Annotated in this window: 9 protein-coding genes; 8 read left to right on the forward strand and 1 reads right to left on the reverse strand. The window is 62.7% G+C overall.

Going from position 1 to position 12,382, the window contains the following annotated elements; genetic code table 11:
• Positions 1–117: 117 nt before the first annotated feature.
• The 4 genes from pal (at position 118) to ftsH (ending at position 5,429) form a co-directional block, all read left to right on the forward strand.
• Positions 118–624: a peptidoglycan-associated lipoprotein Pal gene (gene pal / locus NKJ93_RS06895; protein ID WP_023677992.1), complete on the forward strand. Its 507-nt coding sequence runs from the start codon at positions 118–120 to the stop codon at positions 622–624.
• A 187-nt stretch (positions 625–811) separates the two neighbouring features.
• Positions 812–1,921, forward strand: a complete 1,110-nt coding sequence (gene ybgF, locus NKJ93_RS06900) for a tol-pal system protein YbgF (RefSeq protein WP_352588256.1) — start codon at positions 812–814, stop codon at positions 1,919–1,921.
• Positions 1,922–1,975: 54 nt separating this feature from the next.
• Entirely contained in the window at positions 1,976–3,397 is a 1,422-nt protein-coding gene (gene tilS, locus NKJ93_RS06905) for a tRNA lysidine(34) synthetase TilS (RefSeq protein ID WP_352588259.1), read from the forward strand.
• Between the two features lie 106 nt (positions 3,398–3,503).
• The gene (gene ftsH, locus NKJ93_RS06910) at positions 3,504–5,429 is read left to right on the forward strand and encodes an ATP-dependent zinc metalloprotease FtsH (protein ID WP_023677989.1); all 1,926 of its coding nucleotides are present in this window, start codon (positions 3,504–3,506) and stop codon (positions 5,427–5,429) included.
• 595 nt (positions 5,430–6,024) lie between these two features.
• Here the strand turns inward: ftsH and NKJ93_RS06915 are convergent.
• A complete protein-coding gene (locus tag NKJ93_RS06915) occupies positions 6,025–6,690 on the reverse strand; it encodes a hypothetical protein (RefSeq protein ID WP_502896311.1) in 666 nt (221 codons plus the stop codon).
• Between the two features lie 874 nt (positions 6,691–7,564).
• On the opposite strand from NKJ93_RS06915, the gene glmM reads away from it, so the two are divergent.
• The 4 genes from glmM to NKJ93_RS06935 all read left to right on the forward strand — a co-directional run bounded on the left by glmM (position 7,565) and on the right by NKJ93_RS06935 (position 12,320).
• Positions 7,565–8,917 carry a phosphoglucosamine mutase gene (gene glmM, locus NKJ93_RS06920; RefSeq protein ID WP_352494163.1) on the forward strand — a complete coding sequence of 451 codons (1,353 nt, stop codon included), beginning with the start codon at positions 7,565–7,567 and terminating at the stop codon, positions 8,915–8,917.
• Positions 8,918–9,143: 226 nt separating this feature from the next.
• The gene (locus NKJ93_RS06925; RefSeq protein ID WP_023719600.1) at positions 9,144–9,971 is read left to right on the forward strand and encodes an outer membrane protein; all 828 of its coding nucleotides are present in this window, start codon (positions 9,144–9,146) and stop codon (positions 9,969–9,971) included.
• Between the two features lie 234 nt (positions 9,972–10,205).
• Positions 10,206–10,955 carry an outer membrane beta-barrel protein gene (locus NKJ93_RS06930; protein WP_352588262.1) on the forward strand — a complete coding sequence of 250 codons (750 nt, stop codon included), beginning with the start codon at positions 10,206–10,208 and terminating at the stop codon, positions 10,953–10,955.
• A gap of 189 nt (positions 10,956–11,144) precedes the next feature.
• Positions 11,145–12,320: a phosphoserine transaminase gene (locus NKJ93_RS06935; RefSeq protein ID WP_352494166.1), complete on the forward strand. Its 1,176-nt coding sequence runs from the start codon at positions 11,145–11,147 to the stop codon at positions 12,318–12,320.
• The last annotated feature ends 62 nt before the right edge of the window (positions 12,321–12,382 follow it).

A 12,382-nucleotide genomic window follows, 5' to 3' on the forward strand; every position in this document is an offset into this window, starting at 1 on the left:
AACGGTTGTGGACGGCAGCCGAAACCAAATTTTAACCGTGTTTCTTGAGCGCCGGTTAACCCAAACGTGGTTACTGGACGATCAATGAAATCACTCGAATTGCGAAGGAGAGGCGGCATGGGCCGTATCGCAGCACTTACCACAAACCCGGTCATGATCGCGCTGGTCGCGATGCTCGCGATTACCGGTTGCGCCTCGAAGAAGACGCCGAACAGCGCCGCCGATCTCGGCCTCAACGGCGCCGGCGCGGCAACGCCCGGGTCGGCCCAGGACTTCACCGTCAACATCGGCGACCGCATCTTCTTCGACACCGATTCATCCTCGATCCGCGCTGATGCGCAGACGACGCTGTCGCGCCAGGCACAGTGGCTGAACCAGTACAAGCAGTATGCCATCGTCATCGAAGGCCATGCCGACGAGCGCGGCACGCGCGAATACAATCTGGCGCTCGGCGCCCGCCGTGCTGCCGCCACCCGCGACTTCCTGGTCGCCAAGGGCGTTTCGGCGCAGCGCCTGAAGACCATTTCCTATGGCAAGGAGCGTCCGGTCGCGGTTTGCGACGACATCTCCTGCTGGTCGCAGAACCGCCGCGCCGTAACCACCCTGGGCGGCGCCGGCTCCTGATCGGCATAAATGCAACACTTGGTGCGAAAGGCGGCCAAAGGGCCGCCTTTTTCATATCTGCCCGCTCCAAACAAAATTTGGCCGAAGTCTCACGTCCTGTTAAGAGCCGAGAGCGTCTGGCTAGTCCCAGTTGGCTGGTCTACTTCGAGTGAGAGGCGCGCAACAACGGTTTCACGGCGAGAGGCACATGCATTTCAGATCGGTCTTGAGCGGCACGCTTGCGCTGCTGCTCGTATCAAGTATCGCGGCACTTGCTGACGGGGCAAGCGGCACCGAGCAGTCATCGGAAAGCGGCTTTTCCTTCCATCTGCCGACGATCAAACTGCCCGGCATTTTCGGTGAAAAGAAAAAGCCGGATCAGGTTCAACTCGCGCAACAGGATGGCACCGGCACTCCGGCGCTGGAGGAACAGCTCCGGCAGATGAACGGCAAGATCGAGGAACTCAACTTCCAGGTCCTGCAGATGCAGGAGCAGATCCGCAAGCAGCAGGAAGACAACGAATTCCGCTTCCAGCAGTTGGAAGGCGGTCCGCAAGGCGCGCAGCAGCCGGCCGAGCAGAAGAAGTCCGAGGCGGCGCCCAACAGCGACAACCCCAACGGCGACAGTAACGTGGCGGAGGCGCCTGCAACGCAGGCTCCGGCCGCTGCCGACACGCCGCCAGCCGGCGACAAGAGCGTCGAGGACGTCATCGTCGAATCGCCCAACGGCGATCCCGGCAAGCTGATCCCCGGCGCGCCGCCCAAGACGTTCGGCACCATCACCGTCGACAAAAACGGCAATGTCGTCGCAGCCGATGGCAATGCGCAGGCGAACGCGCCGGAGCAGAATACGGCCCCAGCCAACGGCGCCAACGCAGCCGGCAACAAGGCCGGCAAATCCGACGATACGGTGGTCGCGGCACTCCCCTCGACCAACGACCCGGAGGAGCTTTACCGCAACTCTTACCAGTTCATCCTGTCGGGCGACTACAGCACCGCCGAACAGGGCTTCCGCGACCATATCGCTCGGTTTCCCCGGGACGCCAAAGCGGCGGACGCGCATTACTGGCTCGGTGAATCGCTGCTCGGCCAGCAGAAATACCGCGATGCGGCCGAGACTTTCCTCGCAGCCAGCAAGGACTATCCCAAGGCCAAGAAAGCGCCAGACATGCTGCTGAAGCTCGGCGTCTCACTGGTCGGGCTGAAGCAGCGCCACGTGGCCTGTGCCACCTTCAGCGAGATCGGCAAGCGCTACCCCGATATTTCCGGCGCGCTCAAGGAGCGGGTCAAGCAGGAAAGGGCACTCGCGGCGTGCTAGTTTTTCTGTTGCACGTCGTTGCCCCAAAACCGGGCCCACTTTTGGGCGACATGCATGACGCTCGACACCGAGCCTGATCTTTCGGATTTTTCGCGGATCGACTTTTCCAACGGCGCTGTTGTGGCCGTGTCCGGCGGCAGCGACTCGACCGCCCTTCTCCTCCTCCTCAAAGCCCATCTCGACCGTACCGCACCGGCAACGAAATTGCTGGCGGTGACGATCGATCACCAATTGCGGCCGCAAGCGGCAGCGGAAGCGCAAGCCGTGGCCAGGCTGTGCGCGGCGCGCGGCATTGCCCATCGCATCGTCGTCTGGTCGGGGCACAAACCAGCGACCGGCCTGCCCGCCGCCGCGCGCGAAGCCCGATACCGGCTGCTCGCCGAGGCCGCCGAAGCGGCAGGCGTCGGGCTGATCCTGACCGGCCACACCGCCGACGACCAGGCCGAGACCGTGCTGATGCGGCAAGCGCGTGACGAGGTGCCAAGTGAGGAGAGGCCGCGGGGCCTTGCCGGCATGGCGCCGGCAACCCTCTACGACTGGCGGTACTGGATCGTGCGGCCGCTGCTCGGCGTGCGGCGTGCGGCGCTGCGCGAATTCCTCCGGCGCGAACAGGTCGCTTGGGTCGAGGACCCGACCAATGCCGACACTGCTTTCGAGCGCCCGCGCGTCCGCGCAGCACTTGTTGAAGGCGACGATGCGCTTCGCATGGCTGAAACGATGGCGCAGGCCAGAAAGGCGGCGGTCGAGCGTGAGCAGTTAGGACAGCGCGCGGCCATGCTGATCCGCGGCTTGGCCTCGAGGCCAGCCGCCGGCCTCGTCCGCCTCAACCGGGATTTTGCGACGGGCGCCGACAGCCGGGCGGCTATTTATGCGCTGCGCATCCTGCTGGCGGCGACCGGCGGTACCGCCTTCCTTCCCGACCAGGCCCGCAGCGAAGCCCTTTTCGGCCGGCTCCGGGCCGGGCCGCTTTGTGCCACATTGTCGCGGAGCGTGGTCGATGCCCGGCGTACCGGCATCTTTCTGCATCGTGAGTTGCGCGATCTGCCGCCCGCTGTTGCGGTTTCCGACAATGGCCTTTGGGACGGCCGCAGACGGATCACATTGAGCGACAGTTCAGGTGCATTGTTGATCGCGCCGCTGTTGGTTGCCCCGCTCGGGGTGGCTCTTGCCGCAAAGCGGGCAATTGCCGGGCATGGCACGCCGGCAAGCCTTGTGCGTGCCGCCTTGGCCGCCGAACCAGCGCTATGGCGGGATGGCGAATGCCTTGGTCTGCCTGGGCAAGGCCCAGGTTTGCCTGAGGAAAGCCCGATGCCGGCGGCGGTCGCCGCATATCCGGCAGTCGCGCCCTTCGCCCGTTTCCTGCCGTCCTTCGATCTGGCGCCGGCCGATGCCGTCGCCGCGTTGCTTGGCGCGGCGCCGGTTCCAGCCGCGCCATTCGGCGGCCACAGTGCCGGCCTACCACGGGCGAAAGCTTAACCGAGACCTGCTGTTATGCTTGGCAAGGGGAGACGCTCTCCCTATGTTAGGGCCAAGTTTCCTCTCACGACGTGCGTCCGCCCAGCGGGCGCCAACGGGACAATTGATGAATCCAAATTATCGCAACCTCGCGCTCTGGGCGATCATAGCGGTCCTGCTCATCGCTCTCTTCAATCTTTTCCAAACGCCGCAGACGCGTGGAGCCTCGAGCGATGTCCCCTATTCGCAGTTCCTACAGGAGGTCGCGGCGGGACGGATCAAGTCGGTGACCATCGCCGGCGCCCGTATCTCCGGCAACTACACGGACAGCTCCAACGGCTTCCAGACCTATTCGCCTGGGGACCCGTCGCTGGTTTCGCGGTTGCAGGACAAGAACGTCACCATTAATGCGCGTCCTGAATCCGACGGCTCCAATTCGCTGTTTGGCACCCTGATATCCTGGCTGCCGATGATCCTCATCCTCGGCGTCTGGATATTCTTCATGCGCCAGATGCAGTCCGGTTCCGGCCGCGCCATGGGCTTCGGCAAGTCGAAGGCCAAGCTTTTGACCGAAGCGCATGGCCGCGTCACCTTCCAGGACGTCGCCGGCGTCGACGAAGCCAAGGAAGATCTGGAAGAGATCGTCGAGTTCCTGCGCGACCCGCAGAAATTCCAGCGGCTCGGCGGCAAGATCCCGCGCGGCGTGCTGCTCGTCGGTCCTCCCGGAACCGGCAAGACGCTGCTCGCCCGCTCGGTCGCCGGTGAAGCCAACGTGCCGTTCTTCACCATTTCGGGCTCGGATTTCGTCGAGATGTTCGTCGGCGTCGGTGCAAGCCGCGTCCGCGACATGTTCGACCAGGCCAAGAAGAACGCCCCTTGCATCATCTTCATCGACGAAATCGATGCCGTCGGCCGCCATCGCGGTGCCGGCCTCGGCGGCGGCAATGACGAGCGCGAGCAGACGCTGAACCAGCTGCTGGTCGAGATGGATGGCTTCGAATCCAACGAAAGCATCATCCTGATCGCCGCCACCAACCGGCCCGACGTGCTCGATCCGGCGCTGCTCAGGCCGGGCCGCTTCGATCGCCAGGTGGTGGTGCCGAACCCCGACATCGTCGGCCGCGAGAAGATCCTGAAGGTGCATGTGCGCAACGTGCCGCTGGCGCCCAATGTCGACCTCAAGGTGATCGCACGCGGCACGCCGGGCTTTTCCGGCGCCGACCTGATGAACCTGGTCAACGAGTCCGCCCTGATGGCGGCGCGGCGCAACAAACGCCTCGTCACCATGGCCGAATTCGAGGACGCCAAGGACAAGATCATGATGGGCGCCGAGCGCCGCTCGTCGGCGATGACGCAGGCTGAGAAGGAGCTGACAGCCTATCACGAGGCCGGCCACGCCATCCTGGCGCTCAATGTGCCGTCGGCCGATCCGCTGCACAAGGCGACCATCATCCCGCGCGGCCGGGCACTCGGCATGGTCATGCAGCTGCCGGAAGGCGACCGCTATTCGATGAGCTACAAATACATGATCTCGCGCCTCGCCATCATGATGGGCGGCCGTGTCGCCGAGGAGTTCAAGTTCGGCAAGGAGAACATCACCTCAGGCGCCTCCTCCGATATCGAGCAGGCGACCAAGCTGGCGCGCGCCATGGTGACGCGCTGGGGCTTCTCCGACAAGCTCGGCCATGTCGCCTATGGCGACAACCAGGAGGAGGTGTTCCTCGGCCATTCGGTGGCGCGCACGCAGAATATCTCGGAAGAGACGGCGCAGATCATCGACGCCGAAGTGCGCCGGCTGATCGACGAGGCCTATTCGACGGCAAGGTCCATCCTGACCAAGAAGAAGAAGGAATGGATCGCGCTGGCGCAAGGCCTGCTCGAATACGAGACGCTGTCCGGCGAGGAGATCAAGCAGCTGATCGCCGGCAATAAGCCCGCACGCGACCTCGGCGACGACACACCGCCGAGCCGCGGCTCGGCCGTGCCGAAGTCCGGCCGCCGCAAGAAGGGCCCCGAGCCCGAAGGCGGTATGGAACCCCAGCCGTCAAGCTAGGCTCCGGCCCAGGAGAGATCGACTTCGAAACGCCGCGGCTCTGACCGCGGCGTTTTTCTTTGGGGAATGCGACCCTTCCTGCATCGCTGGAAATTGGCGAAAGTGACGATGACGGCCAATCTCCCCCCTCGCGGGGGAGATGTCCGGCAGGACAGAGAGGGGCGCGAAGGAACGCGGCCTTCTATCGTCCTCGTTGACGACTTCGGGAAGATCGACAAGGCGCGCCGGTGAAGGAATTCGCAGTTTTTTGCCGACGGCGCCACATTTTGTTCTTGCTTTGTGCCGGCAGCTATGCTACTAATTTGCGTATGGTGCCAATTGGCTCCAACGACCCGCCGGCCGAGGCGGGTTTTTTGTTTCAGGCTCCTTCGACCAAACGTGGCGCGTGCTGCCGACCATCGATGTCGGCGGGACAGCGCCCCTCTCTGTCCTGCCGGGTCCTGCCGGACATCTCCCCCACGAGGGGGGAGATCGCTAGAGCGGCGGCCGACTGCGCGCGGATGCCGCCTCTTCGGAACGCGCGGCAGCATGCAGCAACAAAAAAGCCCGCGAACCTTGCGGCTCGCGGGCTCATGTCGTCGGATGATGGCGCTGGTCAGCTCTTCAGCTTGGCGTTACAGAGGCTGTAGAAGCCGCCGCCCTTCTGGATCCACCTGAGGCCGCCCAGCGTGTTGGCGTCCTTGTTGGCGTAATACAGGTCGAGGCAGGTGTGCATGCGGCCCTTGGCCGGGGTCTCGGTAGCGTATTTCTTGGAGATCGCCGTCGGGAATTTCACGCCCTGGGGGGCGGTGATGGTCGGCGCTTGCGGATCGCCGGTGTACTTCGCATCGGGAGCCGGCAGGGTGTCGTCGTCGTCGGCTGCGCCGGCGCCGCATTGGCTCTTGCGGAAGTCGTTCCACTTCATGCCGTTCAAAGTATTGCCGGACTTGGCGGCCTGATATTTGGCGCTGCAATCAGCCATGCTGAGGCCTTTGCCGGTATCGGTCGCGGCAGCTGTCGTCGCCTTGGCAGGTGCCGCGGCAGGTTGTGCCGCTGCAGTTGCGCCGGCGGCGCATTCACTCTTGCGGAAATCGTTCCATTTCATGCCGTTGAGCGTGCCGGCAGCCTTGGCGGCCTGGTATTTGGTGCTGCATTCCTTGGCCGTCAGGCCCGGCGCAGCGTCGTCGGCGGTGGCTGCCGCAGCCTTGGTCGTGGCGGCGGGTTGTGCGGCTGCCGTCGCGTCGGCGGCGCACTGGGTCTTGCGGAAATCGTTCCACTTCATGCCGTTCAGCGTGCCGGCGGCTTTTGCCGCCTGGTACTTGGTGCTGCACTCCTTCGCCGTCAGCCCAGGCGCCGCATCGTCGCCGGCGGCTGCCTTGGTGGTGTCGGCGGCCTTGGCCGTGGCTTTGGCTGGGGCGGGATCGGTCGTAGCGGCGGTGGCATCGGTGCCGCATTGGGCCTTGCGGAACTGGTTCCAGTTCTGCCCGCCAAGCGTTCCCGCATCCTTGGCCGCGTTATACTTGGTGCTGCACTCGGCCATGGTCAGCGCATTGGCAGGCGCCGCCAGGAATAAGGTCGCGACGGCAAGGCCCGTCAAAGTGGCAAGTCGATGGATGAGCATGCGTTTTCTCCCTATGGCGGTTCATGATATGTCCCAGTGCAGCAATAGCGCTCAACGGCTGGTTGCGCCAGATGCTAAGTAGCGTAGAGACAATTTAGAAGTGCATTCTTTTCTTTAAGGTGATGAATTCGTTGCCGGGACTGTTTCCCAGCCAAGTTCGTCCGGGTGCATTGCACGGAGAGCGCGCATATGGCTCGTTCCCAGCGAGTACACTGCGTCGCATGACAGCCAGTCAAATCGGCGGGTGCGACGGACCTGAGCCTATCTCTGTCTGAAGCAGCGCGATGCGGATTCGGGTTCAAGGCCACACTGTCACAAACCAAAGGATCCAGATGAGGTTTGAGGCTGACGTTTCTGATGCTGCTGCCGCAACAAGGGCTCGAAACTTGAAAATCAACACACTAGCGTGACGCAAAACACACAAGACAACAATTTTCTAAGGATTGGTCGTCCATAATCATACAATGTGATGACAGAGCTCGGCCGATTTTATGGCATGAGATGCTCGGAAAGAACCATCGGGAAGCTGGCTAGCATGGCAGGACATTATTTCGGTACGGACGGTATTCGTGGGCGCGCCAACAAGTTTCCAATGACGGCGGAGGTCGCCATGAGGGTCGGCATGGCCGCCGGCCTCTCGTTCCAGCGCGGCAGCCACCGCCACCGCGTCGTGCTCGGCAAGGATACCAGGCTTTCCGGCTACATGATCGAGAACGCGATGGTGTCCGGCCTGTGCGCCGCCGGCATGGATGTCTTCCTGCTCGGCCCGATCCCGACGCCGGCGGTTGCAATGCTGGTGCGCTCGCTGCGCGCCGATATAGGGGTGATGATCTCTGCCTCGCACAACCCCTATTACGACAATGGCATCAAGCTGTTCGGCCCCGATGGCTACAAGCTGTCCGATGAGATCGAGGAGCGTATCGAGGGGATGCTCGACAAGGATATCGAACTGGCGCTTGCCGATTCTGATGGGCTCGGCCGCGCCAAACGCGTCGACGGCGTGCATGACCGCTATATCGAATTCGCCAAGCGCACGCTGCCGCGCTCGATGTCGCTGTCGGGCCTGCGCATCGTCGTCGATTGCGCCAATGGCGCCGCCTACAAGGTGGCGCCCGACGCGCTATGGGAACTCGGCGCCGAGGTCGTTGCCATCAATGTCGAGCCCAACGGCTTCAACATCAACAAGGAATGCGGCTCGACTCATCCGGCCGGCCTGCAAAAGAAGGTGCACGAGGTGCGCGCCGATATCGGCATAGCGCTCGACGGCGATGCCGACCGCGTCGTCATTGTCGACGAGAACGGCGCGATCGTCGATGGCGACCAGATCATGGCGCTGATCGCCGAATCCTGGCACCAGAGCGGACGGCTGGCCGGCGGCGGCGTCGTCTCGACGGTGATGTCCAATCTCGGCCTCGAACGCTTCCTCGGCGACATGAACCTGCAGTTGCATCGCACCAAGGTCGGCGACCGCTATGTCGTCGAGCACATGCGTGCCCATGGGCTCAATGTCGGGGGCGAACAGTCGGGTCACATCGTGCTGTCCGATTTCTCGACCACCGGCGACGGCCTCGTCTCGGCGCTCCAGGTGCTCGCCTGCATCAAGCGGCAGAACCGGCCGGTCAGCGAATTGTCGAAGAAGTTCGAGCCGGTGCCGCAGCTGTTGAAGAACGTGCATATTTCCGGCGGCAAGCCGCTCGAGGAGGCGCCAGTCAAGGCAGCGATCGAAGATGCGCGCCATCGCCTCGGCAAGGCCGGGCGCCTGGTCATCCGGCCATCCGGCACGGAGCCGCTCATCCGTGTCATGGCGGAGGGCGACGACCCGCAGCTTGTCGAGTCCGTGGTCAACGACATCGTCGAGGTCATTTCGGAAACGCGCAGCGCCGCCTGATCTCCCTCCAACATCAGTTCAAAAGCCCGCCTTGCCGGCGGGCTTTTTGTTGGATTGCCTGTCAGTCCTGCTACAGCAACGGTCGCCCAGATTCCTCGAATTTTAGAGATTCGTGGTTAATCGATACGGTTAAACGCCTTTTAACCTTTCCGATTCATTATCCACAACTGAGGTCAATCATATTTCGGGCGCGTTCGCCGTTCGAGGGTTCTCAGGGGTGATAAGCATGTTCAACACAGCAAGAATGGCTCTCCTGGTCGCGCTGTTTGCCGGCGTCGGGCCGGCATTCGCCGCCGATTTCGTCGAGCCGCCGGTGGTCGAGGAGGCGCCGCCACCGATCGCCTACGAGCCGCCGGCCGAGTATGGCGGCTGGTATATCCGCGGCGATATCGACTATCACTGGTCGAAGTTTCGTGGCGGCGACTACATCACCTATGGACCGCCTCCCGGAACCGGCACTTTTGACAGCGGCAAGCTGAAGAGTGCCTTCTCGGCCGGTGCCGGCGTCGGCTATCAAATCGACCGGCACTTCCGCACCGACTTGACCGCGGACTGGATGAGCAAATCCACCTTCCGCGGCTCGACCAGCGGCATCTGCCTCGATGGAGATCCCTGTACTTCCGTCGATACCTCGTCCTATACGGCGCTGCTGCTGCTCGCCAACGCCTATGTCGATATCGGCACATGGCACGGTATCACGCCCTATGTCGGTGCCGGCATCGGCGGTGCCTGGGTTAAGTGGGATACACTCCACAACAGCGATGAAGACGGTGAATTCTTCCACCGCGGCGGCAAGGGCTGGCGTTTTGCCTATGCTGCCATGGTTGGCGCATCCTACTGTTTGACCGATCGCGTCAAGCTCGACGTCGGCTACCGCTACAGCCATATAAACGGTGGGAAGATGTTCGACTTCGGCAGCGGCGTCGGCCCCGGCTATGACGACGGCATCAATGTTCATGAGGTGCGCGGCGGCCTGCGCTATCAGTTCGGCAGATCGGACTGCGTTGAACCGGAACCTTATGTTCCGGAACCCGAGCCCGTCTACACCAAGTAGTCACTTCGAAATCGAGGAATTTTTCGACCGCCCGGCTGATGCCGGGCGGTTTCGTTTGGCTACCTGAAGATGCTGCGACGCTCTGTGACACCGTCCAGCTCGAGGGGTGCAAACGGATTAAATCAATTGCTAACGCCTTATTATCCTTAACCCGCACTTAACCACTATGGTTAACAATGCTCCCTGAAACGGCGCGCGCGATCGCGAATGCGCCAAGTTCGGGAGCCGGGGACCATGACATTCAAATCGCCTGTAGCACTGGCGCTTGCAGCAGTCGTCCTGATGCCACTGACGCCGGCGCTTGGCGCCGATTACGATCCGCCGGTCTATGTCGACCAGGCGCCCGACTATGTACCGGTCGAGGTTGGCTCGGGATGGTATCTGCGCGGCGATGTCTCCTATCTGGTGCAGAAGAGCTTCAAGGATGAGGATTTCGCCTTCACGCCCGCGAGCTTCGACGAAAAGGAAGATCCCATCTTCGCCAGCATAGGCTTCGGCTACCATTTCAACGACTATCTGCGGGCCGATCTCAATGTCGGCTATCTTCCCGGCAACAAGATCGACGTCGGCTATAACGACGGAACGACGGTGGCATCGGCGACCCTGAAGAACTATGCCTTCTCAGGCATACTCAATGGCTATGTCGACCTTGGCACCTATGTCGGAATCACACCTTATCTCGGCGCTGGTATCGGTGTCGTCCAGAGCAAGCGTCGCCTCTCGGCGAGCTACTTCACGGACAACGCCAACCCCGCCGACGATTTCGTCCTGCGTGACAACAAGACCCAATACTCCTTCGCCTACACGCTGAATGCCGGCCTTGCCTACCAAGTGTCCAAGAACGTCTCAGTCGATCTGGGCTATCAGTATTTTTCCGCGCCAGACGCCGAATATGTGACTGCGGAGAGCCTGACTTCTTTTCCGATCCGCAAAGGAATCAACAATCATCAAGTCAAAGTCGGACTACGCTACGACCTCTGGTAGGCTCGATCGAAGCCGAGGCGTTAACAATGGCGGGTCGTAGGCCCGCCGTTCGCATTTTTGCCCCGGGCGCTGGCAATATCCTGACAGCGACAAAAACTTTCCCCTTGACGCCGAAAGCCTGAACGCATATCGCCGTTCGTGGGCCACCCCTCCCCAACGAGGGGCCACTATCTGGAAGGATAGACCACGATGACGACGCATACGAAGCCCGGATTCCGTCCGGCAAATCCCAATTTTTCCTCAGGTCCCTGTGCAAAACGCCCCGGCTGGTCGGTCGAGGCGCTCAAAAATGCCGCGCTCGGGCGCTCGCACCGTGCCAAGATCGGCAAGACCAAGCTCGAACAAGCGATCGATCTGACGCGGGAAATCCTCCAGGTTCCGGCAGACTATCGCATCGGCATCGTGCCGGCCTCGGACACCGGCGCGGTCGAAATGGCGCTGTGGTCGCTGCTCGGCGAACGCGGCGTCGACATGGTCGCCTGGGAGAGCTTCGGCTCCGGCTGGGTCACCGATGTGGTCAAGCAGCTGAGGCTTGCCGATGTGCGCAGGTTAGAGGCCGACTACGGGGCACTGCCCGACCTGACCAAAATAGACTTCGACCGCGACGTGGTCTTCACCTGGAACGGCACGACGTCGGGCGTGCGCCTGCCGAACGGCGATTTCATCCCGGCCACCCGCAAGGGCCTGACCATTTGCGACGCCACTTCGGCGGCCTTTGCGCAAAAGCTCGATTTTCAGAAACTCGACGTCGTCACCTTCTCCTGGCAGAAGGTGCTGGGCGGTGAGGGCGCGCATGGCATGCTGATCCTCAGCCCGCGCGCCGTCGAACGCCTGGAAAGCTACAAGCCGGCCTGGCCACTGCCGAAGATCTTCCGCCTCACTTCCGGCGGTAAGCTGATCGAGGGCATCTTCAAGGGCGAGACTATCAACACGCCGTCGATGCTGTGCGTCGAGGACTATCTCGATGCGCTGCATTGGGCGAAGTCGATCGGCGGCCTCGATGCGCTGATCGCCCGTGCCGACGCCAATGCCGCCGTGCTCGATGGCTTTGTCCGGAAATCTTCCTGGCTCGGCCATCTTGCAGCCGACCCGGCGACGCGCTCGAACACATCGGTATGCCTTTCCTTCACCGATCCGGATGTCGCGGCACTCGACGCCGACGGACAGGCCGCGTTCGCCAAGGCAATTGTCTCGGTGCTCGACAAGGAAGGCGTCGCCTATGACATCGGCGCCTATCGCGACGCACCGCCCGGCCTGCGCATCTGGTGCGGCGCGACGGTCGAGGCCTCCGACCTCGAGGCGCTGCTGCCTTGGCTGGACTGGGCCTTTGCCGCGCAAAAGGCGTCGCTCAAAGCGGCGGCCTGATCCCTCCCCCTCGAGGGGAGGGTGGCCCGAAGGGCCGGGTGGGGTCGCCTCCACCCGCTCAA

The sequence above is a fragment of the Mesorhizobium sp. M0028 genome, assembly GCF_040323855.1.
Lineage (GTDB): Bacteria > Pseudomonadota > Alphaproteobacteria > Rhizobiales > Rhizobiaceae > Mesorhizobium.

Excerpts from the sequence above, each read along its gene's own strand:
- NKJ93_RS06930 (WP_352588262.1), top strand. The coding sequence starts at position 10,206 with ATGACATTCAAATCGCCTGTAGCACTGGCGCTTGCAGCAGTCGTCCTG.
- glmM (WP_352494163.1), top strand. The coding sequence starts at position 7,565 with ATGGCAGGACATTATTTCGGTACGGACGGTATTCGTGGGCGCGCCAAC.
- NKJ93_RS06935 (WP_352494166.1), top strand. The coding sequence starts at position 11,145 with ATGACGACGCATACGAAGCCCGGATTCCGTCCGGCAAATCCCAATTTT.
- NKJ93_RS06925 (WP_023719600.1), top strand. The coding sequence starts at position 9,144 with ATGTTCAACACAGCAAGAATGGCTCTCCTGGTCGCGCTGTTTGCCGGC.
- ybgF (WP_352588256.1), top strand. The coding sequence starts at position 812 with ATGCATTTCAGATCGGTCTTGAGCGGCACGCTTGCGCTGCTGCTCGTA.
- NKJ93_RS06915 (WP_502896311.1), bottom strand. The coding sequence starts at position 6,690 with ATGAAGTGGAACGATTTCCGCAAGACCCAGTGCGCCGCCGACGCGACG.
- pal (WP_023677992.1), top strand. The coding sequence starts at position 118 with ATGGGCCGTATCGCAGCACTTACCACAAACCCGGTCATGATCGCGCTG.
- ftsH (WP_023677989.1), top strand. The coding sequence starts at position 3,504 with ATGAATCCAAATTATCGCAACCTCGCGCTCTGGGCGATCATAGCGGTC.
- tilS (WP_352588259.1), top strand. The coding sequence starts at position 1,976 with ATGACGCTCGACACCGAGCCTGATCTTTCGGATTTTTCGCGGATCGAC.